The sequence below is a fragment of the Mariniflexile sp. genome (assembly GCF_052728615.1).
Window position 1 is genome coordinate 44324 of record NZ_JBFVFE010000019.1, and the last position, 25471, is coordinate 69794.

The 25471-nt window shown below is 36.0% G+C and carries 14 protein-coding genes; 2 read left to right on the forward strand and 12 right to left on the reverse strand.

From position 1 onward, the window contains the following. Window positions 1-92 precede the first annotated feature (92 nt). The 7 genes from ACU1LP_RS09255 to ACU1LP_RS09285 all read right to left on the reverse strand — a co-directional run bounded on the left by ACU1LP_RS09255 (window position 93) and on the right by ACU1LP_RS09285 (window position 16048). Window positions 93-2516 carry a hypothetical protein gene (locus ACU1LP_RS09255; protein WP_445736119.1) on the reverse strand — a complete coding sequence of 808 codons (2424 nt, stop codon included), beginning with the start codon at window positions 2514-2516 and terminating at the stop codon, window positions 93-95. An 87-nt stretch (window positions 2517-2603) separates the two neighbouring features. Then, window positions 2604-4346 (reverse strand): hypothetical protein, encoded by a 1743-nt coding sequence (locus ACU1LP_RS09260; protein WP_445736120.1) that lies wholly within the window; start codon window positions 4344-4346, stop codon window positions 2604-2606. Between the two features lie 24 nt (window positions 4347-4370). Beyond that, a complete protein-coding gene (locus ACU1LP_RS09265) occupies window positions 4371-5678 on the reverse strand; it encodes an MFS transporter (protein WP_445736121.1) in 1308 nt (435 codons plus the stop codon). Beyond that, complete coding sequence (locus ACU1LP_RS09270) at window positions 5678-6727, reverse strand: glycoside hydrolase family 130 protein (RefSeq protein ID WP_445736122.1); 1050 nt, start codon at window positions 6725-6727, stop codon at window positions 5678-5680. Before ACU1LP_RS09270 ends, ACU1LP_RS09265 begins: the two co-directional genes overlap by 1 nt. A gap of 309 nt (window positions 6728-7036) precedes the next feature. Next, window positions 7037-8524, reverse strand: coding sequence for a RagB/SusD family nutrient uptake outer membrane protein (locus ACU1LP_RS09275; RefSeq protein WP_445736123.1), 1488 nt, complete (start codon window positions 8522-8524; stop codon window positions 7037-7039). Window positions 8525-8543: 19 nt separating this feature from the next. Beyond that, on the reverse strand, window positions 8544-11603 hold the full coding sequence (locus tag ACU1LP_RS09280) for a SusC/RagA family TonB-linked outer membrane protein (RefSeq protein WP_445736124.1): 3060 nt from the start codon (window positions 11601-11603) through the stop codon (window positions 8544-8546). A 212-nt stretch (window positions 11604-11815) separates the two neighbouring features. Continuing rightward, complete coding sequence (locus tag ACU1LP_RS09285; RefSeq protein ID WP_445736125.1) at window positions 11816-16048, reverse strand: hybrid sensor histidine kinase/response regulator transcription factor; 4233 nt, start codon at window positions 16046-16048, stop codon at window positions 11816-11818. Between the two features lie 708 nt (window positions 16049-16756). On the opposite strand from ACU1LP_RS09285, the gene ACU1LP_RS09290 reads away from it, so the two are divergent. After that, window positions 16757-17554, forward strand: coding sequence for an IS4 family transposase (locus ACU1LP_RS09290; RefSeq protein ID WP_445736126.1), 798 nt, complete (start codon window positions 16757-16759; stop codon window positions 17552-17554). 253 nt (window positions 17555-17807) lie between these two features. Here the strand turns inward: ACU1LP_RS09290 and ACU1LP_RS09295 are convergent, their stop codons facing one another. Together ACU1LP_RS09295 and ACU1LP_RS09300 are read right to left on the reverse strand one after the other, a co-directional pair. Then, on the reverse strand, window positions 17808-18248 hold the full coding sequence (locus ACU1LP_RS09295) for a hypothetical protein (protein ID WP_445733033.1): 441 nt from the start codon (window positions 18246-18248) through the stop codon (window positions 17808-17810). A 71-nt stretch (window positions 18249-18319) separates the two neighbouring features. Next, window positions 18320-19402 carry a sialidase family protein gene (locus ACU1LP_RS09300; RefSeq protein ID WP_445736127.1) on the reverse strand — a complete coding sequence of 361 codons (1083 nt, stop codon included), beginning with the start codon at window positions 19400-19402 and terminating at the stop codon, window positions 18320-18322. Between the two features lie 205 nt (window positions 19403-19607). Here ACU1LP_RS09300 and ACU1LP_RS09305 point away from each other — a divergent pair, with 205 nt between their 5' ends. Beyond that, complete coding sequence (locus ACU1LP_RS09305) at window positions 19608-20966, forward strand: IS5 family transposase (protein WP_445736128.1); 1359 nt, start codon at window positions 19608-19610, stop codon at window positions 20964-20966. A gap of 388 nt (window positions 20967-21354) precedes the next feature. Here the strand turns inward: ACU1LP_RS09305 and ACU1LP_RS09310 are convergent, their stop codons facing one another. The 3 genes from ACU1LP_RS09310 to ACU1LP_RS09320 form a co-directional block, all read right to left on the reverse strand. Next, complete coding sequence (locus tag ACU1LP_RS09310; RefSeq protein WP_445736129.1) at window positions 21355-24537, reverse strand: glycoside hydrolase family 2 TIM barrel-domain containing protein; 3183 nt, start codon at window positions 24535-24537, stop codon at window positions 21355-21357. Between the two features lie 135 nt (window positions 24538-24672). After that, the gene (locus tag ACU1LP_RS09315; RefSeq protein WP_445736130.1) at window positions 24673-24864 is read right to left on the reverse strand and encodes a hypothetical protein; all 192 of its coding nucleotides are present in this window, start codon (window positions 24862-24864) and stop codon (window positions 24673-24675) included. A 143-nt stretch (window positions 24865-25007) separates the two neighbouring features. Further along, window positions 25008-25388 carry a hypothetical protein gene (locus tag ACU1LP_RS09320; RefSeq protein ID WP_445736131.1) on the reverse strand — a complete coding sequence of 127 codons (381 nt, stop codon included), beginning with the start codon at window positions 25386-25388 and terminating at the stop codon, window positions 25008-25010. Window positions 25389-25471 lie beyond the last annotated feature (83 nt).

Sequence of the window (25471 nt, forward strand, 5' to 3'; positions counted from 1 at the left end):
AACATAAATACAAATAAAATGAATAGGATAGGTTTAAGTAACATCATTAATGTGTTGATTTTCAAAAATTATTTGTAATAAAAAATGTATTTCTATTTTTTAAAGTCAGGATCCATTTCTGGTGTACGCAAACCTACAACTTCATTTGCCATGAGTATAAACACGTTCCAACTTAAGCCTCGTGTTGATTCCCACCAAGAATCAGTTGTTGTCCATTTTGTCGGAATAAATTCTTTACTATAAGGCCAGCTCGGATTAAGATTAATTTCTGCCCATGCCCGATTTTCCATCAACGGTTTTGCCTTTTTCCATCCATGTTTTAGTCCAACTACATACCCAGAGTATTCTGCACGCAACCAGCTTCCGCCATTGTAATAAAAGCCATCTCTTGCGCCATCTTTATAGTTAGCCTCCCCAAATTCCCTGAAAGGCTGATAATTAGAAGTTAAATAGGAGTAGCCTTTTTCATCGTCTGTTAATTTGATAATTATTGGTGCCGTTGTGCCATATTCCGGATGGGGTGAGTTTGGCACTTTATTTAATATGGGCATTTGCTCCAAATGATTGATCACCATGTCATCAGTTAGCATGGGTTCACTAAATAACCATAACGAAAAAAATTCCGGTTCTAAATCGGTCATCGTAATCACATCCGGGAAGTCTCTATCGAATACTAAATGTTTGCGTTTGACATCATAAAAATCGAGATATCCCGCTATAGCTTTTTGGATATAGGTCTCTGAGATATCATATCCAAGTTCCTGAATGGTTTTTAACGCAATGGCAAATATCCCTTGATTTACTGCCAGTTTATCTGTTTTAGGCTCATATTTATTAATATCGATTTGACTCAATGTGAAATGGGATTTACAGATACCATCTCTATCTTCGTCAAATTCATTTAACACATAGGCAACTGCTTTATCTATCTTCTCTTTTGGCAGCGTAACACCAAAACGTCTTTTATTCAGCATGGCCCAAATTAAAAACTCAATGGTAGCCTCATTATCTTTAGCTTCAATAGTCCCCATATATGGTGTTATGATAGTAGCTATTGCCCCTTTATTATTTTGAGTCTTCGCCCATTGTTCCCAAATTTTTAGATTTAATTCTTTATTGTAACTTGAAACTATAGAGAAAAACGAATCCCGATTGTACATATCAGGTGCATAGTTCATATTAGGCACATTCAAAGGCGTAAAATCATTTATAGAAGTAATCCATGTTAACATGTTGAAATTTGCATACAACATTTTTTCAATCAATGTTCCTTTAAACCCTTTTCCTTCAGCTAAACGTGATTGAGAAGACATCACAAAATCGTGATGATTTGTCCAAGGCTCAACAAATATATAGGTTGTTTTTGTTGCCTTTTCACCCATATTCATTTTATTATATGGCTGTTTTTCAGGTTGGTGTTCAACAATTTGCAAATCCTTAATTTGAATACTACATTTTTTTCCGGATTGTGATCCAACAAACATAGAGACACTATCATGCTCTATATACGGAACCATAATACTTCCTTTAAAAAGTGTCCATTCATTTTCGTTTATGGGAAATTGATCAATATACTTGATTCCATGTTCCAGTTCCACAGTTTTTACACCGTTTTTATTTCTAAAAAGTTTTACAGCAGTTGGAGAATTTCCTTTGGCAAGAAAGGACACTGTATATATTTTTTGATCTGTTAACGGCGTTACAAATTCAATTCCAGTACGGCTGGACGGTTCACATTTAAGAGTCATTAGCCCATATTGCTTTTCAATATCTACTTTGCCAACTTTTTGAAGAATATCGTCTAGTTTTAAAACTGTTTCTTTCCCAGCATCCAAATTGTACATTTCACCGAATGTTTGTTGGATATATTCTTTTCCGTTAGCTCTATCCGCCAAGGTAGCAACAGAAACCAATTCTGGATCAGGAAGTTTTCTCATGCCTACAAAGCCACCTCCATGACCATTAAAACGACGACGCGTCGTTCTGGTATAATGGTTTTTATAACCGGCATCCATTAAAAAACCAACTAATACATTATTTGAGGTTACAAAACCCGCAGAAGGATACATTTCATGAGAGAAACCTCCTGGAAAATTATCGTGTTCAAACGTCACATATTTTGAAGGAGTTTCAGCTGGTTTTGAAGTTTCTTTTATTGTAAAATATAAAGTTGGCATCCCCGACTGAAATAAATCAACCGTTTTTTTAATTACATGTTGATTTATCACCTGGTATGTGACCGTAATAAATATGTTCAAATCAAAATCTGATAAATAAGTTTCTCTTGATAATTTTACAAGATTTTCATTACCTGTCCACTCAGAACCTTTCCAAGCAGCAATTTCAGAGATTTCACTTAAATCTAGATTTGCTGCTTTCAATGAAAGTTCTTCCGTATTATGAATCAATAATTGGCTGCCACTATAGATATCTACACTAAAACCTTGATCCGTATTTCCAACTACCTTTAGATTGATATTTTGACTAAAGATGCTGGTTCCAATGAAAAAAAACAAAAGATAAATTTTACACTTGATATTTTTAATCCGCATTTTTATTCTTTTTTTTATGAGATTAGAGCACCTCAACTTAATTACAACTTTTTAATCTGTGCTGGAATATCTGTAATCAATAATTATATTATTGGCATATAATTTTCCGTCTTTTTCTAAAATTTCAGCATTCTGAGGCACTAAAATCAATAAAGAAGAATTTTCCTTTTCAACCTTGAAAGTAAAACTACCTGATACTTTTTTAGCAATAAAAGCCCTTTGAACAGCATCATAAATCTTTAATTCTTGTTCTCCTGTTGAAATTGTTACTTCCTTAATTTCTGGGTTTGGATTGTAAAATAAATACGATGGATAGGCTTTATTTTTATAAAAATCAGTCGCTAACAAATCCAATTGCAAGATATTATCAACGTTGGTTTTTGATATAATGGCACCGGCAATTCCCACATGCCCACTTCCATAAACACTGAACTGGGACACTTTGGGGTTGTCTTTGTTCCAGTGCATGCCGTCGCCTATGGCAATTGGCGCTTTTAAATCTAAATATAACCCTTCCGCTTCATAATGGGAACTTTTTATAAGACCTTCATAGGCAATAACACCTTTGGTATGTTCTTTTTCCTCAGGAATGGTTTGATGCTCATCGGGAATTTCATAGGGGTAAAATAACCGTGATGCATTGGCGGCGTTCAACATCCATTTTCCAATGGCATTTGCATAGCGTTGGTCGTATCTAACCATGGGCACCAATGGCCACATGGTATCATAGGTATTCATTAAAAACCCAAAACCACCGTGATCAACAGTACTTCCAACAATTCCAGAAACATCGTAACCGTTCCAATTGCCAACTAGAACTCCCCAACCTTCACGACAAACTGAAGTGCCATCAAAAGTCCAATTTAATATTTTTGAAATGTCATAGTTGGTTCCTTGTTCTGCATTCATTCTTGCGCCAACATAGGCCCCAAAAGGCATCAATATTTCATAAAACCTATTCTCTTTCTGATTTAACAGGGCTTCTAATGATGATTTGGCCCCTTCTAAATATTTTGGTTCCTGAAATTTTTGATAAGCAGAATACAACACATAGGCATGACCCGCAGCAACATCTTGTTGGGCACAAATCCAATTTTTTGTGGGCTCCATAGTGGCATAGTTAAAAAAGGAGTAGTCATAATCTCCATTTAATACCAAATTAGCCTCATAAAATTTATCCGCAACAGAATGAAGAATTGGTTCGTAGCCTGTTTCATTTGGATAGAAATCAGCAACGGCATAAAACATCACATTTGGATACACATCATACCACCAGTCTCTGGCATACCCGCCTCCTAATTGCGCTACTTCAGGAGAGGTATTATTCATGATGATATTCCATTTTGTCTCGGAATTAAAATAATTTTTTAGCATACCCACATAATCTTCGCCGTTCTGGTTCGATTTGTCTATGCCTACCAAACTGGCTCCCAACACAGAGCCAATGCTCGCCAAAGATTCATGGAAAATACCGTCGTAATGCTCTATTCCCTGCCTTACATCGCCCATTGCTGTATAAATTCCGTATGTTTCTTGATCAAAATTTTTTCGGGAATTGTCTTTCCAGATCAAAGGCCAATATTTTCCGGTTTGGTTTGGGTCGTACACCAAGCTATCATAATCCTTTGCCATCTGGTTGAAATCGATAATTTTAAATGGTTTTGGTAAATTGGGCATGGAATCAATCCGGCTTAAATGAAGTTGATCGACCGGATGCTCTATGATAAATTTTGATGGTTCGGTTTTACATGAATAAAAACCCAAACCAATCAATAAAACTATGATGTATTTCATTATTCTCATCTGTTAACCTGCTTTTTATTGGACTGTTGTAACCTCTATGGCATCTATATTTTGAGTGCTAATGCTTTTAGTCGCCAATGTTTCACTTTCTAATGTGTCTTGTTGTTTTAAAAGTTGTTTGGCAATAACTATGGAAAGCAATTGAAATATTCCTATAATCAATAAAGCATATCTTAAAGCGATATCCGTGTTTATAAAAAACGCAATAACCAAAAAAGTACCGGCACCGATAAAACGACCTACAAATAGTCCGAATTCATGGTTCAAAATATATGAAAATTCATTTCTGTTTTCAATTTTTGACAACACATCGATGACCTTTAACTGAATAGGGAAATAGGCAATATCCAAAACTGGTCTGGCAATTAACAACAAGAACATAAATAAAATGACACCGGTTGTATTGAACAACAAACCATTAAAAAAAGAAGCAAGGAAAAAACATATCAATCCAACACTAAAAATAATTAAGCGGTGTTTAGGCTTTGAATATTTACCCAAAAGGAGCATGATTACGGCCGCAATAACAGCTCCTATGGAAATAGCAGACCCTAAAGCGCCTTCAGAATTAAAAAATTTCATCATCAACATGGCAGGTGCCGTAACTATAAAACCTTGTGCCAACCCTTTTAACACTGCCAATTGAAGCATTTTTTTCCAAAGTCTGTGGAATTTAAAATATAAGAACTTTTCACTCTTTGGTTTTTCATAGGTTCCAAAATGGAATACGATAGATGCTAATATGGTGATTCCAAAAACAACCATGGTTATTACCCTATATGCTGAGTTAATACCCTCATTTGCCAGATCCCCTTCCCCTTCTCCGCTTATTAAAAACCATCCGATAAGAACAGGGACTGTTGATGCTATAATGGTATAAATAAACGTTTCCAGACCATAATAAAAGTTCCGGGTTCGGTCTTTTGTGGTTGCCAATACCAAATAATCCCTGTTTGCCCAATACAGCCCAAAAGACATGCCCATAATCAAACCTGCTCCTATCAATCCAAAATAATTGATTTCATCCAAAGACATCATAAACACCATGGAAACGCCACTGAGCAGCATGCCCAAAGAGAACAATCTTTTGATATTTATTTTATTCAATAAATAACCATTGATAAAAAATGTAATGGGAATACCCACATAAATGGCCAATTGATATAAAATAACCTTGGAAGGGTCGTTTGAATTTCGCATGATATATGATGCCACGAAAATATCTATGACGGGTAATACAAAAGCATAAATGGTATTGGTGATTATTAATATTTTTGCACTCCTTGTAAAATCCTTTAACCCTACTTTTGCTAAATCTATCATTATTGTCCCAGTGATTTTAATATGTCATTAATTGAAAAGTTGGCCAAACACATATGTTCATCTGATGCTCCATAATACATTTTGATGGTGTCACCATCAACGATGTGGCCGTTGGTAAAAACTACGTTCCCGAAAAAACCCGTTTTTTCGTATGTTGCAATAGGCTCCATAATAGGTGCCTCTGAACGTGCAACTACTATTGAAGGATCTGCTAAATCCAATAAAATAGCACCTAAGCAGTACCGATTGGCTTCTGTAGCACCATGATAAATTTCCAACCACCCTTTTTCAGTTTTAATAGGAGCCGCACCAGCACCTAACCGTTTACTATCAAACTTTCCTTTTCTTGTCTTTGCTATACATTTATGATTGCCCCAATGCACACTGTCTGGTGATTCTGAAATCCAGATATAATTCCCTCCTAATTCTGGGCTGCTCGGTCTATGCAAAGCGTAGTATTTTCCATTTATTTTTTCTTCAAAAATGGCGCAATCCTTATTGTGTGGACTGAAGATCATGCCCTTCTTTTCAAAATTTTTCCAATCTTTGGTAGTCCTTAACCCAACGCCTACGCCATTTGGGGACACCATGGTATAGGTTAAATAATAGGTGTCTTCAATTTGTGAAACCCTACAATCTTCAATCCCATAACTTTCATAGTCGCCTTCTCCAAAAAGTGACGGGTAATTTTTGTCTTCTTTGAATGTTATTCCATCATCGCTAAAAAGCAAACTAAGGTGGGATATGGTTGTTAAATAATCTCTGCCATCATAACTGATAACCCTGGCATCGGACGCATCCAGTTTTGGGTCATTCAACTTAAAATCCAAAATTTCCACTTTACCAGAATCATTGTAAATGGGCACGGACATGACACCTTCTTTTTGCACCGTGCGTTCTGCCACCCTTACCAAAAGTCCTGTTTTTCCATTAAATTCAAACACGCCCGGATTCAGCAAACATTCAATAATCATGTTTTCAGTACTGGGTTCTAAATCTTTGGGAGACAATAAGGGGTTTTGTTTATATCGAATTGCAATATCTGGCATATCTTATTTAATTTAATATTTAAGGATAAAAAGAACATCGTTTTTTTAGGGCTTGTTAAGAAATAACCTATACATTTTGACTTGCTCTTTTGCACATTAAGGTCGTTAAAAAGCCTCGTTGTAGCTAAGGCTATGGCTGTGTTTTTCGCCTAGCTAATACACAAAATAGCGGCGTCAATTCTGCACACTTTATTTCTTAACAAGCCCTTAGCAACCATAAAAAAGAGAAGTAGCAATTATTAAAACAACTACTTCTCTACAAACTAAACTAAACTAAACTCAAACTAAACTAAAATCTTTTAAAAATTTCTAATATCCCGGGTTTTGGGTAATAGTTCCTCCAGATTTATCAACTTCTCCTTGAGGAATTGGATACACATAATTATGGTCCTGAAAATTTCTACCTAGAGCTGTAAGTACTGTTTTTGCAGTTCCCCATCTTTTTAAATCGTTAAATCTTTGAGATTCAAATCCTAATTCAACTCTTCTCTCAGACATTAACCAACCTTTTATTTGAGATGTATCAGTTGAACTTGGCCTGTCCAATAAAGTTCCAACAGGAGTTATTGAACCGTCTGCAGTGGTAGTAGTTCTTGCTCTTGTTCTTACTTGATTTATAATTGCAATAGCTCCTGGATAGTCTCCTGTTTCGTTCAATGCCTCCGCTTTCCAAAGTAAAACGTCAGCATATCTTATAAAAATTTTATTGCTTGGAGCATCGTCATTTCCTTTAAAATCACCAATAGTATTCCCTAATAATTTTGAAACATTCTGATTGGGAACATCAACAGTATACAATAGTCTTGGGTCATTTGCTTCAAAAGAATTAATAAAATCAGCACTAGGAGCTATAAAACCCCAACCAACTAGAGCACAAAGTCCGTTACCGTTTCTAGGATTTTGATCAGAAATATGATCATATGCAAAAATAACTTCGTTATCTGCAAATTCCTTAGTGACATCAAAACTATCAAAATAATTAGCATTTAGACTATAAAAACCAAGTGCATCAAGTTCTGAAATTGAACTAAGTACTGTGCTCCAATCTTCATTAAATAAAGCTACTTTAGCTTCTAAAGCAATCACCGCCCCTTTTGATACTCTCCATTTCTCAGCTGGATCAGCATATTTAACATTTGGCAACAAAGTTTTAGCTTGAGATAAATCTGATTTTATTTGAGTAGTAATATCTGTTTTAGGCACTCTTACTGCTACATCAAAAGCGTCTTCAAAGGATAATAGCGGATTAAGTAATAATGGCACATCACCAAAATTATTTGTTAAATCAAAGTAGTAAAAGGCTCTTAAAAAATAGGCTTCCCCTAGTAATTGATTTTTACGCGCATCGCTTATTCCAACTGCTTGTGTTGTTTCGGGATTCGTTAGATAACTAATAGCTAGATTAATTCTGTTTATACCTTCATAATCATAAAGCCATATGCCATTAAAGCCTCCGTTAGCAGCTGTAAAACTAAAATCACTAAATTCATCCATCCAGGCCTGATCACCATCCGGATTCCATTTCTTATTCATATCATTAGAAGCAATGTCATGTAAAATAAAATCATTTCTAAGTACTGTTCCATCATCCCATCCCCATTCACCGATAAGGTTTAAGGTACTAGCTAGAAGCTGGTATGAAGATTTTACGGAGGATTCTAATGTGTTTATTGTTGGACTTGCATCAATTTGATCTAATGTTAGAAGCCCTATTGGATCTTTTGTTAATTCATCATTACAACTTACAAAGGCTGTAATAGTGAATATAAAAATAATACTTTTATATATTGTTTTCATAACTAGTGTTTTTTTAATATTAAAACTTAACATTTACTCCGAATAAAACTGATTTTGACGACGGATAAGTTCCTCTATCCATTAAATCTGTAGATTCTGGGTCTAAACCGGTATAGTCTGTTGACGTAAATAAATTTTGTCCAGATACATAAAGACGTATATTTTGAATTCCTTTTAGTGAATTTATATTATACCCTAGTTCAACATTTTTAAGACGTAAATAAGATGCGTCTTCTACAAAAATACTAGACACTTTACTGCTTCCATTGTCCTCAAAAGCAACTCTTGGTATGGTATTGCTGCTTCCTGCACCATCCCATGCACCTAAAATATTTGTGGTATAATTAAATGGACGTGTGTCATAATCCAGAATTTGTTTTCCATCATTATATCTATCTACACCTTCAACACCTTGAAAAAGGAAAGAAAAGTCGAAATTTTTATAAGATGATGAAAATGAAAATCCGTAGGTGAGATCTGGTATTGAGCTACCAAGAAATTTTCTGTCATCAGAATTTATTATACCATCATTATTTATATCGTCAAATTTAATGTCCCCTGGTTTTACGCTCGGATTTAAAGTACCACTTAAATAACTATCTATTTCTGCTTGAGTTTGGTATATCCCAATCATTTTATAACCATAGTAAGCGTTTAATGGTTGACCAACTTCAGTTCTTGTAACTTGCCCAATAAGATTTGGTACATTTGGATGCAACTTTTCAACTTTATTAATTAACGTTCCCATGTTTGCATTTATACCATATTTGAATTCGTTATCTGAATTTCTATAGTTTACAGAAAGCTCAAATCCTTTATTACTGACTTTACCGGCATTTACAATTGTGGGAGCAACATCACCAACGATACTTGGTAAACCAATAGGCAATAAAATATCTGATGTGTTTTTTACAAAATATTCTGCTGATATGGCTAGTTTATTATTAAAAAAGCCCATGTCAACTCCAATGTTTGTTGATTCAGAGCTTTCCCATTTTAAATCCTCATTCCCATATCGATTCACAACAACTTTTCCATCTGTTTGACTAATTAAAGTTAAATACGCATAATTGTCAATCTCTTGATTTCCTAATTTTCCCCAACCGGCTCTTAATTTTAAATTAGATAACCATGTAAGATCTTTTAAAAAATCTTCATCAGAAATTTTCCAACCTGCAGAAATAGAAGGAAAATATCCCCAACGGTTCTTTTCGGAGAAACGTGAAGAAGCATCCGCTCTCAAGTTTGCCGTTACCATATATTTACTGTCAAATACATAAGATCCTGAACCAAATAGAGAAAACAAGGTCCATTCTGAAGCACTTCCGCTATTCCATAAATCAACTGGTCCTGTACCTCCATAATCCAAATATCTAAATGTATCATCCGTTATATCAAAACGCGATCTACTTGCACCAATTGAAGATGCGTAGTTACTAATAAACTCCGTACCAACCAATGCGCTTATATCATGCTTGTTATTTATAGTTTTATTATAATTTAAGGTATTATTAAAAGTAATGGTTCTAGCTTCCCCTCTTTCTTCATTCAAATTATTTGGTCTGTTTTGTCTGCCCAACCCTTGGTCTGTAGCATTGCCTCCACCGTCATCATCACCAAAATTTTTACCAAATGTTTTGTTGTGAATAAAAGATAAATCCACGCCAACATTTGTTCTAAATTTCAGCTCTTTATTCTTTAAGAAGGCATATTCGGCATATACATTTCCAAAGGTCCTAAAATCTTTTCTTACATCATCTGTAAAATAGGCAAGTGCAATAGGATTTGAAGACCATTCATATTTATCGCTTTCCCAGCCACCATTGTCTCTATCATTATTTAGGTAAAATGGCAAATCTGTAAAAGGATCTCTTTCAGAATAGGTTGGATCATTAACGTCTTTATAAACAGGAATAACAGGTGGTCTTATTAACGCATGTCTAATAATTCCTGGTGCGTCTCCTTTTGAAGACAGTTTATCTTGTGTGGCATAAGATAATTGAAGATTGGTTCCTATTTTTAATCTATCAGTTAAATCAGCATTGATATTGGTTCTGTAATTTATTTTTTTGTATTTGTCGTTGTCAAATATTACAATTCCATCTTGACCATAATACCCTAATGACATTAAAAATTGAACTTTATCGCTTCCTCCACTAGCTGTAAATTGTAAGTTTTGCGATCTTCCTGTTTCAAATAATTCATCAAGCCAATTTGTATCAGCAAAATCCGACCTGCCTTTATCTGCAGTATAAGGATTAGTCCCTGTTCTATCTGAATTGTTCCATGCCTTTTCCACCGTATTCATATATTGTTCGGCATTTAACATCTTAGGAAGATTAGCAGCATTGTGAATTCCTGTCCAGTATTCTATATCAAAACTTGTTTTCCCAATAGCTCCACTCTTGGTTGTAATTAATACAACCCCTCCAGATGCTCTTGAACCGTATATTGCGGCGGCGGATGCGTCTTTAAGAACTGTTATTGTTTTAATATCGGCTTGGTTTAAAAAATTAATATCTCGTGAAGGGATACCATCAACTACATATAAAGGATTATTGTTTCCAATAGTTCCTTCTCCACGAATACGAACTTCAACGGGATCTCCCGGCGCTCCTGTACTTGATGTTACCTGAACCCCTGCTATTTGACCTTGTAATGCCTGTGTAACATTTGTGACCCTTGTTTTTTCCATATCTGACATATTTACAATAGAAACCGCTCCTGTTAGAGTCGATTTTTTTCTTGATGAATATCCAACAAGCACCACTTCATCTAAAGCCTGGGAGTCTTCAACCAATACAACATCAACCACAGTCTTTCCGTTAACGGAAACTTCTTTGGTTGTATATCCCAAAAAGCTAAACACCAAAATAGCGTTTGGATCTACATTATCGATGGCGTAGTTACCATCAAAATCGGTCACAGTTCCTTTTGAGGTGTTTTTTACAATAATATTGACCCCTGGAATGGCACCATTACTATCCGAAACGTTACCTGTGATCGTTTGGGCAAACATGGTTCCACCCAATAGTACTGTACCTATTAGTAATAGGTTATGATAAATATGTTTTTTCATAATAAGAGGGTTTTTAATGGATTCATAATTTGAGTAGTTTTTTTCATAATTCTAAATTGAGTGAATTGAGTTAGTTAATGCTTTTTATATGATTATGTGATTAAAAAATCATTTGATAAAGGTATCTAGGAGACATAGCAAACAGTGTACACTATTTCATCAAAAGTGTACACTAACCACTAATTACCCTGTTTTAAGGCGGTTAAAATGTGTTATTCGTGAATTATTCTTGAATTATTTGTGATTTGATAATTTTTGGGGGTACTGCCATACATTTTTTTAAACTCCCTGTAAAAATAAGATCTGTTATTAAAACCTGATTTATAACACACCTCTGAGACTGTAAAATTACTTTTTCGTAATAATTCGGCAGCATACTTTAGCCTTATGGTCCGAATTAAATCTCCAGGAGAAAAACCAAAACTCTGTTTAATCTTTCTATATAATTGTGAATTGCTAATTCCTAAATGTTCTTCAATAAATAGGCTTTGCAAGTTTTCATTATCTATATTATTGCGAATTAACTTGATAATATTTCGCAACAATTCTTTATCGTCATTATTAACCGGAAGGTCTTTAATATGCTCTATAAATGTGTCTTGGGATAGATGTTTTAAAATAAGTTCCCTTTCTTCCAGAAGTTTTTGCACCCTAACAAGAATATGGTCTGGGTGGAACGGTTTTGGAATGTACGAGTTCGCACCACTCTCCAAGCCTTCAATGCGGTGTTGCACGGAACTTTTTGCGGTAAGCATGATGACAGGAATATGGCATGTATTATTATCGTTTTTAACTTTTTTACAAAGCTCTATACCATCCATTATCGGCATCATAACGTCTGTAATGATGAGGTCTGGAATCTCGATTTTCATCTTCTCTAGGGCCTCAACACCATTGTTGGCTATGATGATTTTATATTTTTCTTTTAACAATTCGTTCAAAAACAGTTGGATTTCCCGTTCGTCCTCAACAATCAGTACCACTTTACGCTTTTCTAAAAATGCTTCCAGCGATGACATTTTACTGAATTTATCTTCAGATTCATGGGGCGTTTCTTCAAGGATATTTTTTAGATAATCAGAAATAAAAATTTGTGTTCCCTCTAAATCAAGTTCATTTTCCTTAAATGACTGTTTGCTGCATGGGAGATTGATTGTGAAAACCGTAACTTTATTTGACCCGCTGGAAACATCAATTTCACCCCTCAGCACGGTTACTAATTTTTTAATATATGCCAGTCCAATACCTGTTCTAAACAAGTCTGTTTCGGATTTATCTTTGTTGTCAGTCAAGAAAAACCTATCAAATAAGGATTCGAGTTTTTCTTTGGAAATTCCCTTACCGGAATTGGACACTTTAATGTGAAGTGTTTTTGAAACTTCGTCTTGAATACTAAACTCTAGTTTAATGTTTCCATTTTTTGGCGTGTATTTAAACGCATTGGACAATAGATTGAAAATAATTTTTTCGATTTTATCCTTATCAAACCAGCCTACCAATTCGGGTGGCAACTCAACATGGTAATCAATATTTTTATCTAAAGCCCATTCATCAAACAGTTCGCCTATTTGTTCAATCAAATCCACCAAGTCAAATTGTTTGACAGCGACTTCTAAATAATCATACTCAGCCTTTCTAAATTCGAGCAACTGTTGTGTTAAGAAAAGGAGCCTTGAAGAATTTCGTTGTATCATATTTATGAATTTCTTACTTTTTTCTCCCAAATTTTCAGATTCCGCAAGTTTTTGAACAGGTCCCACAATCAGGGTTAAAGGTGTTTGAAATTCATGGGCTATATTTGTAAAAAACGTTAGTCTGTTTTGGTGGATTTCTTCCTCTCGTTTTTGAAAAATAATATTTTGTCTTAATTTATACTGCTTATTAAAATAGCTCCACACAAAAAGAAAAAAGAGTATAATAAAAATAAAATAAACAGCAATAGCCACGTTTGATTGCCAAAACACAGGTTTGATCTTAATATCAATGGCATGAACCGGACTGCTCCAAACGCCATCGCTATTGGACCATTTGATCCATAAAGAATAAAATCCCTTGGGCACATTTGTAAAGGAAATGATCCTTCTATTATTGACTGCATTCCAGTTTTGATCAAAATTATCCAGTTTGTAGGCATATTGACATTTTTCACTGTTTATATAGGTTAAAGCGGCCAACTCAATATCAAAAAAGTTTTGGTGGTGTTCTAAAACTATAGAAGGAAATGTTTTTGAGTCGGGAAAAACCACAAGCCCTTGATAATATGGAACTTCTTGATTTTGCCCACTTATTTTATCAATTAGAATATTTGGAATGATTTGGGATTCTTCTTTTTTGGAAGGCAAAAAATAATTAAATCCCTTGATGCCACCCATAAAAATAAAATCGGACGTGTTGTTTTGATAAAAAGCACCATCTGCAAATTCGTTGTTCTGCAAACCTTCACTCTGTGTGTAGTTAATAAATTTTGATTCATTGAACAGAAAATTAGAGAGCCCAAAATTGGTGCTTATCCAAAGATTTGATTTATCATCGGAAACAATGCCATGTATGGTGTTGTTTGGAAGACCATCTTTTACAGTGAAATTTTTAAACTTAGGCACTTTGCCTTGATCAAATGCTTCCAACACATTTAAGCCAAAACTTGTTCCTATCCAAAGTTTGTTTTTTGAGTCCAGATGAAGACATAAAATATCGTTATTTGATAAACTTAGAGAATCGTTTTTGCTGTTTTTGAATGTTTTAAAAGTATGTGTTTGGGTATTGAAAAGATTCAATCCACCCAATCTGGTCCCTAACCAAAGTTCTTTATTGTTTTTTGGAACTATTGAAAAAATAATATTGCTGCCCAAAGATCCTTCAAGGCCACTTACAGCCAAATATTGCTTAAATTCCGTCACTTTTAAAGACTTACCTAATCTGGAAATCTTCAACCGGATCATACCATATCCATTGGTCCCAAGCCAAATAAATCCGTCTTCATCTTGATAAATGGCGTAGGTTGATTTAAAATATTTACAGGATTCGTTTCCAATAATTTCTGGCCAACTAATAAATTTTGATTGTTTTAAGTCGAAAACATTAAGGCCTTTGCCATCGGTACCAATAAAAATAAGATCGTCCTTGCCTTTACACAATGAAAACACTGCATTGTTAATGGGGCTATTACTTTCATTGAAGTTTTTATAATTCAATGGCTCGTTTGGATTTTGGTAGAATTTAGATGTAAAACGGAACAATCCTTTACCTTTTGTTCCTACCCAAAATGAATGGCCTTCCTCTAAAAACACCCTTACAATACCGCCATCCATTTCGGGCACTTGTGTTTTAGACACGAGATTGAACACCTTTTTAAGAGGGTACATTTTAAAAAGGCCGTCGCCATCAGTCCCTGTCCAAATGATGTTTTCAGTACCTTGAAGTAAGGTTGTTACTTTTTGTTTTTTTAGGTTTTTAACCCATGGATTCTCAATAGTCCTTTCTAGACTATCTATGATAAAATACCTTGAATTATCATAAAGCAAAAGACCTTCTTTAGTGCGGGATATAATATTTTGGAATTTTTCTTGGTTAATTTGACGCTCAGTTTTGTTTTTAAAATCATAAAATACCGTATTCCCAGAAGTAGAAATAACACCTATTTTATCATTGGACACTACTTCAAAATCCGCAACATTTTTTAAAACCCTCTCTTTTTGAGACACCTTTTTTGCACCTGCCTTGGTGGTATTTATTTTTAGGGAGTAGAGTTCATTATTATCCAATAACAAAAGCAATGCGCCAGTTGGTGCAAATACCATTTTTTTAATAGCATTGGTGGGAAGGTTTTTGGTTTCCAATAATTGAAAATCGTGACCATCAAAATATCCAATCCCCCAATCCTTAACAGCACAATAGACCTTTTTTGAGCGGTCAAGCGCCATATTAAATTCAAATTCGGAAAAAGGAGGTTTATCCTTTCTGGTAAAATAATACCTTTTAAATGTGTTTGATTTTTTATTGTACCTATTCAAGCCATGCATGGTCAATACCCAGATACCACCGGTACTATCTTCATCAATTTTTAGAACGACTTGGTTGGTAAGGCTATGTTCGTCATTGGGTTCTGGTCTAAAAATCTTGAAACTACTACCATCATATCTATTTAAGCCATCCCAGGTGCCAATCCATAATAAATTTTCAGAATCTTGAAAAATAGCATTAACTGAACTGTTGGAAAGTCCTTTGGTATTATCCAACTGCTCATTATAATAATTTTCCGTTTGGGTTTTTAAAGAGTCTAAAAAAAAACTTTTTATGATATTTGGCTTACTTGATTTAGCCTCCAATTCCAAACCACCTATTATTTTTTCTAATGATTCTTTTAACTGTTCTTGTGCACGCGAAGTAGGATGTGACACACCAAAAGATCCCACTAAAAAGACCATCGAACACAATAAGAAGAACATTGTTTTATTATATGTTAAAAAACTTCCCATTTTGTAGTAACTAAATTTATTTAAAGGATAAAACAAATATATGTTATATTAATCTTGAATAATTGAAGATAGATTACTTTACCTATTCCTGTAGTCTTTTATCTTTTAACATTTTATGGCAAACCTAAAACATGTGTTTTCCATCTTATACCGTCCGTAAATAACTGATAAAGACTATTATCAAATTAAAGTATAGACCCAATGATTTGGAAAAGCAAATAATTTGCCTTTAACAGTTTGGTTACATTTAACAATTATTGGGAGTTTTTTTTCCGTTATGAAGTTACTAATTAATAGGCTTTATACCATAAAAATTCCTATAAATAAGTGCATGTGTGTAACCCTAGATTGGAAAAAGCTAAGGGATAAGTTAAGGGATAAGCAAGATTGCAACACGCTACGCAATGTTACTGATTCATATTTAATTGATTTTCAGTTAATTAAACCCATTAAAAGTTTTGTTGGTTTCCAAATTTGCGTTAAACTTGATTTTAACCCCATTAAAACCAATGTTCCATTGTAACAATCCAATAAATTATGGATGATTTTAATAACATTCGATTTAGTACATGACAAAAAAATATATTTCATTGGTAATCAACAAAATAAAGGTCTAAAAATTTGCAAATAAGACTGATATTTCTTACATTAAAGAATTATAACCACATAATTTTTCTAATGAAGAACACCAGTCCTGAACGTAAAGATACAGCCTTAGTTTCGGTTTTACAAGATCATTTTAAAGGGGAACTCAACTTGGCCAGGGTCAAGCTCATCTGTCTGTTCATAACCGCTCTGTGCAAAATAAAGACCATCAATTATGACAGGCTGGCCTCTGGATTTGACACAAAAGCGGACAAGAACAGTTCTTACAGGCGGATCCAACGGTTCATGAGGGAATTCGATTTCCCCATGAAAACAGTTTCCTCGTTGATATTCAATCTGTTGCCCTTTAAAGACGATCTGACACTGGTGCTGGATAGGACCAATTGGAAATTTGGGTCGAGGGACATCAATATATTGATGTTGGGGGTCAGCCATAAAAACGTGGCTTTCCCGCTGATGTTCAAAATGTTGGACAAACGGGGAAATTCCGATACGCAGGAACGCATTGACCTGATCAAGAAATATGTTGAGTGGTTCGGCAAGCAGAGCATCAATTGCCTGCTGGCCGACAGGGAATTTGTCGGGAGCAAATGGCTGGAATTCTTGAATGGCGAAAATATCAGATTTCACATCAGGATCAGGAACAATCTCAAGATCTATTCCTATCAAAAGCAGGAAGAGACCAAAGCGTTTTGGCTGTTCAACAATTTAAAGATGGGCGAGTTCCGCCACTACCCAAAAATAGTGGAACTGCACGGGCAAAGATGCTATCTCTCTGGGAGCAAAACAATCGACAGGGACGGGAAAATGGAGTTCTTGATCATTGTCTCGTTCAATAGGCCCGAACAGGCGATGGCCTATTACAAGTAGCGCTGGCAGATCGAAACCCTCTTTAGGGGACTGAAAAGCAGTGGCTTTAATATAGAGGACACCCATGTGACCGATCTGGAAAGATTGGAAAAACTGTTCTCCCTGACAATGATCGCTTTTGTATGGTGCTATAAGATTGGCGACTATTTGGATGAGAACATCCAAAAAATAACAATAAAAAAACATGGCAGGAGAGCGGTAAGTGTGTTCAAATACGGACTGGATTACCTGTCAAAATTCCTTTTGACAGGATTTAAGTCTTTGGAAAACAATCTGTTTGAATTTTTGCCATGTACTTAACCAATGGATTTAAAATCCCATTATTATTGTAAATAAATTCAGAATTTGGTACAAGTGTCCAACCTGTACCAAGCTTGCTTACTTCTGATTCTTTCGCTATCAGATACACAAAACCATCTGCCAAAGGAGTCATTGTTCCTCCTTCTGCATTTTGAGCTGCACTTTGCAAAAATTCAAACCCTATAAAGTCTACTGGCAAATCTTCAATAGGGTAAGTTCTATTATTCCACAACAATTCATCTTCAAAAAAACTTTTTTTTGTATAACCTGTACCTTCTATCAGCACAGCTATCTCACTTGGTCCATCTCCTACAGTAAAAGTTGTTGTTATTGTTACTGTTTCGGAATCACTACTGCTAACAATGGCCTTTAGGGTATAATATCCTGCAGACATGTTTTGCAAAAGTGGATCGTTACCATCCCATTGAAAAGGCGCTTCTGTATCAGACCTTTCAAGTACATTATTTAAGTACAAATCTGCCTTAAGAACGTACCATTGGCATCAATTGCATTAACAATTACAGTAAGGTCATTTCCAACAGGAATTCTATTATTCCCCATCGGTTGCTCAAAACTTGCAGTTGGTGGAACAATATCTCTAAAATTTCTAACCCTGTGAAAAGTAAACATATCTGCATCATGCCAACGCTGTGCCTGTCCTCGCTCATTTTCCCAAGCAGTTCTCAATACAAATATAATATCATCGCCATCAAACTGCATAGATGGATAGTTAAATCCATGCATCCAAGATGATTTTCCTTCAAGAACCAATTTTTCTTTCTTCCAAGTTTTTAAATCTGTAGAGCTATAAAGCGTTATCCCTACTCTATTTGTGGCTGTAAGATCACCAATACTAGTAAGAGCCCAATATTTATCACTTACTGGGTCGTACTTTGCCGTATACTTTGATCCACTATCTGGTAAGGTAAATGTATCGTTAGATTCTGAAATAGCTTGTGCAGCACTCAATGCTCTAACTGCAGGCCCAACTTTTGGCATAGCTATTGGCCATCCGTTTCTTCCCAATACCATGTCCGTTTCATTTCCAGTTCCTCTAGCATCCTGTCTAGTGGTAGTGACCCAATTATTTGCATCCATTAAATCACTATTGACTGAGGCTGATAGAAAATTTACTGTATGTGGGTTTGGTAAATTTTCGTAAGCAATCCATATTCTATCTTGTGCTATTTCAACATGTGATGGTGAATTACGAAAATTATCCAATAAAATAGTGGGTGTTGACCATGTATAACCTCCATCGGTGGATTTGTTAATTGCTCCCCTCCCATTATTATTTCCAGCTTCATCTCCTATAATATAAATGGCTCCATCATGATAAAAACTTGAGGCGTGTTCTATGGCGTAAGAAGTGGATATCTGTGTCCATGTGGCTCCTTTATCACTTGAAACATACCTTCGGTTTTTTTCTCCGGCTATATAGTTACCATTTAGTAATACAATTAAATCTGGATCGTAAGTGTAACTACGATTGTATGGATCTGTATTTATTCTGATTGCTACACCTTCTGCTAAATCAGAAAGCGGCAATGGATTATCAAATTTGACATGACCTTGTTCTCCAAAAATAAGCGTAGTCAAAGAGCCTGTATTTGGAATAGTAACCCAAGTGCCGGGGGTCGTATAATTAGGGTATCCTCATTCCTGTATAACTTATTGGTATTTAATAAAATAAGTCATATTTTCATGTGTTTATATGCAAAGTATTTTGTATATTTATGAAATAACTTTGCATATGATAAATTATTCTTCCCAGCACCAGCTCAAATTTGAGAAATTTGGCAATCTTTACCAAATGAAATTGAACCCGACCAATAGATGGGTAGAACTGGCGCACCATTTCCCGTGGGACCGGTGCGTAAAAATATTCTCCAAACATTTCCCTACTTCCGGCAGGACGGCCATCGATCCCCGAATCGTAATCGGCAGCTTGATCATCAAGCACAAGCTCAACCTAAGTGATGAGGAGACCGCCCGGATCATTGAGGAAAACCCTTATATGCAATATTTTTTGGGGCTGGATGAATTTGCACCTTCTCCACTTTTCTCGCCCACCCTTTTTGTTGAGTGGCGCAAGAAACTAGGCAACGGCACTTTCAATGGGTTCTCCGATGTCCTGTTCACTATCTGTTGTGGCGATAAGATTGAGAAAGGGCAAAAAACCATTGATAACAAAGGCAAGCTCAAGCTGGATGCTACCGTTGCCGACCAAAACATTACCTACCCGAACGATCTGGGGCTGCTCAACAAAGCACGTGAAAAAACGGAAAAGATCATTGACGAGCTTTTTGACGAAGTAAGGGACCAGGTCAAGGTCAAGCCCAGGACCTACCGCAGGACCGCAAGACAAAAATACTTGGCAGAATCCAAGAAGCGGCAAGTGAACAAAAAAACATTGCGCAGTTCGATCCGCTACCATTTGAATTGCCTGGACCGAAACATCAAGAGCATCAACGAGCTGCTGGACCTCGCGGGCGAAGATGCCATTTCTCTAAAATCGAGGCGTGACTTTTGGATCGTCCAAACGCTGAACGACCAGCAAAGAGAGATGTACAGCAACAAGTCCCGCACCTGCCAAGACCGTATCGTGAGCATCTCGCAGCCCTATGTCCGTCCCATTGTGCGAGGGAAAAACGGGAAGAAAGTAGAGTTCGGGACCAAGATAGGGCTTGCGCAAATCGATGGTTTTGTAAGGGCGGAAACGTTAAGTTGGGATGCCTATAACGAAAGTGCGGACTTGATCCCGCATGCAGAATCCTATAAAAAACTCAAAGGATATTACCCTGAGCTCATCCAAGTAGACAAGATCTATGGAACGAACAAAAACAGGACATGGTGCAATGAGAGGAACATTCGGATGACCGTAGCAACAAAAGGGGAAAAAGCGGAACTTACTGCGTATGAAAAAAAGAAGCGCCGTGATGAGTTCAATGAAAGAAACCACATAGAGGGCAAGTTCGGACAAGCAAAACAAGGCTATGGGCTAAACAATATCAAAGCAAAACTCAGCGGTACATCGCACTCCTGGATCGGTGCAGTTTTCTTTATAACAAACCTGGTTAAATTTGCCGAACTGAATAATTTTCAATTTTGACTTTCTGAGGAAACCCTAAATAAACGATGTAAGGTAACACTCCTCTTTATTAATAAACAAGGTTGCAGTTTAAATCTTAAAAATTTACCATTGGACTTTATTTCCTGCGCTTTCAATATACAAAGCTGGTCTGCAACATACTCCTCTAAATAACAAACTAAACCACTATGGACTAAAGTGCCATAGGTTTTTAAAACAGACTGAAAGTCTGTTGCATTCGTGAAATAGATAGTAAATTATTTACGCCCACCTTTTCAGGAAACGAGAGAATTCGTGAAAATTCGTGCGATTCGTGGCAAAATTTTTAGAAGCTAAAGCGAGATGCACTAAAGTACATAGTTTTAACTCTATTTGAGACCAATAAATTTCTTCATTTTTGCAATTTTTTTCACTGGTTAAATTTATTAATTGGCTCCAAAGTAAAACCATAGCTGTAGTTTCCGGGATGGATTTGATATGCATCCAGTACTGGCAAGCCCCAAGAATTATCACCCCCGACGCCCATTTGCTTATAATCCAAATTTACAACCAAATTTTCGCTTGGCGTTAATTCGTTTTCATGGGATGCATTTTCTAAAACATCTTGATCGTAAAGCCATGCGCTTACAGACAATAAATGATCTGGATTAGCTGAGAATTCAAATCCTTTCTTGTTTTTATCCAAAAACTTAACCCATCTCACATCACATCTGTTCCCATTTTCTTGGGGCCGCACATAAGACGTCATCCAATCTTTGACTTTATAGTTATAAATCCCTATAGCTGCAGAACTTTTCCGATCCCAGTAATTTTCGTGAGGGCCTCTTCCATACCATTCAACATCTGTTAAGCTTTTATTCAATTTAAATTGCATTCCTATTCTTGGAACATTTGGCGCGTCTTCTGGAATATCAAAATCTATATCAAATTTCAGTTTTCCGTCCGCATAAAATGTATGTTTTACACTGGCTTTGGTTTTTGTGCCATTAAAAGTACAATCACTTTCTACAGTAATCATTCCTTTTTTAGTGGAATCAATTTTTATGTGATTTAATGTATAGTTTTGACCTTCATTTTTCCAAACACCTAATACTTTATCAACTTTCCATCCTTCATCATTATCGGTCAGTGCTCTCCAAAAATTAAATTTCACGTCCTTAGCAATAACTTCCGTTCCTTTGTATTGAAAATTTGAAATAAGCCCAGAAGATTTATCAAGAGTTACTTTAAAGTCTTCACCAAATATGGTATAGTTTGTGGCATTATCTGTTAAATTCAACTGTCCTCCAGTCTCTGGTTCTATCGTATTTGTTGAGCCATTGGATAGTTTAAATTGTTCCCATGCCACCACATATCCTTTATTTGCCCATAAATTACTTTCTTTTAAGGAAAAGTAAAAAGTAATAAACGTCTCCTTTTCTTTATTGAAATTCACATGGTCTATAACTGTTTGGATTTTTTCCGAAGGGTCACAATTAACAGCTCCCAAATCACGTTCTTGGGTGACCATGCCATTTTCGATAATTTTATAACCAAATGTATATTGATTGCTATTTGAATATAAATTATGATTGGTTATTTCAATAGTAAGCGGATTGGTATCCATCAACTTTAAATCAATAGGTTGATACACTTTTTTAAGCTCTTCATAATGTGGGTGTGGCACCAAATCGGCACCAATAAGTCCATTGATATTAAAATTTTTGTTATTGGGAACATCACCATAATCGCCACCATAAGTCCATCCTGAATCAAAATTCAAAGGGTCTTTGTAAAGAGATTGGTCTATCCAATCCCACACAAAACCACCTGCCAACATATCATTGGCATATATTTGCTCCCAATAATCTTTAAAATTCCCAAGGCTATTGCCCATGGCATGGCAATATTCGTTCATAACAAATGGTCTTCCTGATGGATATTTTCCATGTTGATTTTCATTTGTTTCTTCACCGTGTTCTCCTTTTCGCTTAGCTTTTCCCTGTAAATGTTGGTTAATCCACGCAATAGATGGATAGGTTTGGCTATCAAAATCTGCCGCCAAATTCATATCGGCATATTGAATCAAACGCTGTTCGGGATCATTTTCTAAAGTAGCTTTCCGCATGTCCATAAAAGCACTCCCATAACCCGCTTCATTTCCTAAGGACCACATCACAACACAGGGGTTTTGTCCATCTCGAAAAACCATGCGCTCCATACGGTCTAAACAGCCATAAGTCCACTCGGGCTTATCGCCAGGTAAAATCTTTTTATGATAACTAATCCCATGCGATTCAACATTGGCTTCATCCATAACCATCATGCCGTATGTATTGCATAGCTCATACCATCTGGGGTCATTTGGGTAATGTGAGGTTCTTACAAAATTAATGTTCGCTTGCTTCATCAATTTTAATTCGGCAATCATTTGATCTCTAGAAACCGTGTAACCTTGATTTGGAGAAAATTCATGTCTATTTACACCGCGAATTTTCAGCGGTAAACCGTTAAAAAGTAATTTTTCGCCAACTATCTCCGCTTTTCTAAAGCCCACAGGAAGCTGATAAGCTTCTATCACTTTATTATTATTTTTAAATACGAGCTGAACGGTATATTGATTGGGTTTTTCGTTCCACCAAAGCTGAACATTGCTAATAGCTATTTTTGGCAGCACCCATTCATTATTGAAATTTTTCTGTATATCCTCAATCTTAAACACACGCTCGGCAACCAACGCATTTGAAGGCGATTTTACGGAAACCGAAATACTGTTATTTTTACTAATGCTTTCAGTGAAGTTGGCAGGCGTATAATGGATGGCTATATTACCTTCTTTGGATTGTAAATTCACCTTAGGTTCGGCATATACATCCCACAACGTCACTTTTGGTACCGCCCTGATAAATACATCTCTAAAAATTCCGCTCAAGCGCCAGAAATCTTGATCTTCGAGATAAGAACCATCACAATATTTATAAACTTCAACAGCAACCGAATTTTCTCCTTGAATGAGATATGAGGTAATATCAAATTCTGCTGGTAATCGAGAGCCTTGTGTATAACCTACTTTTTGTCCGTTGATCCAAACAAAAGCTGCGGAACTGATTCCCGCAAAATGGATAATAATTTGCTTATCGGCCCAATTTTTAGGAACATTGAATTTCCTGATATAAGAACTAACGGGGTTTCGTTGCTTAAAACTTGTATAACTGGAATCTGGTTCATCCATCACACGTGGCGGATTTACCTTAAACGGATAGGCAACATTAACGTACAATGGCACGCCATAACCTTGTCGCTCTACTGTGGAAGGTACTGGAATTTGTGACCAATTTTTACTGTCAAAAGCAGGTTTATAAAAGTCCGCAGGTCTGGATTCTGGATCTTTTGACCAGTGAAAACGCCAATCTCCGTTTAATGACTGTGTCCAATTAGATGATTCATAATTAGTTTTGCTAGCACTCTCTATACTTTCGGAAGGCCAAATGTAAGTACGCGGCGGTAACTTGTTGATGCCAATTGTGTACGGGTCTTGAATTTCAGGCGGCGTCTGGCCTATTGAATTTAAAGTATTTAGAACACCTATTAAAATTAAAAGCTTTTTTATCATTTTTTAATCTTTATCCTTCATCTAATATTTAACCAGTCTTTTGTGTAATGAAGCTCTGGTTTTTTTTATAAAACATTTCTGTTTCTTATCGATAAAAAACATCACACACTGAAAATATGTAATATATTTATTTTTCTATTGATTTATCACTGTAATCAACTTATCCTCTTTAGGATTCTCCTCTACGTAGATATCTTTATATATCGAAGTTCCTTTCCCATGACGCATCACGCTTATAGGACCTGCAATAATGCGCTTTTCAGGATCAATCCGCTCGGTGGGATTTGCATGAGGGTGTACGACAAATTTCCCTTTTTCGGAATTCATCCGATAACAAATATGGTTTCCACTAACGCCCCTGAATATGGATGAAAACCTGCGAGATTTAAGTATCTTGTAGGTTTGGGCTCAGGATTTATCCTTCAAGACCTACAAGGTTTTCAATCCCGATTGCCATCGGGACTTGCAGGTCAAGATTCCAGTTTTAGGGAAATTTGTCGTGCACCCTTTGCATGAGTATAACGTAAAAGTTCAACGCCATCTACAGCTGCCCGCATCGTGCCTTTTTCCAAGTCACACAACATTTCGGTTATGCTCCATTGGGTAAAATCATCCGATCCCATGGCTATCCTTTCCATATCTGGAGTATGTCCTTTTGGTGGGTGGTAATCCCACATCCATCCAATGGGAGGTGCAAATTGAAGGCATCCAGCGGCATCTGTTTTTGGTTTTGCCGAATCGGTGGGACAATCTCCCCAAAACATTAAACCAAGATGGTCACCATTTACCTCGCTCATTCGAGATTTGAATATCAGTCGAAAACTTCCATAATCTTTCTTTGTATAACTCATGTTACACATAAAAAATCTCAAAGAAAGGATTTATGCGGCCTTGCTTGTTGATAACTTTTTAAGTTCGAGATACGCTGCTTGTT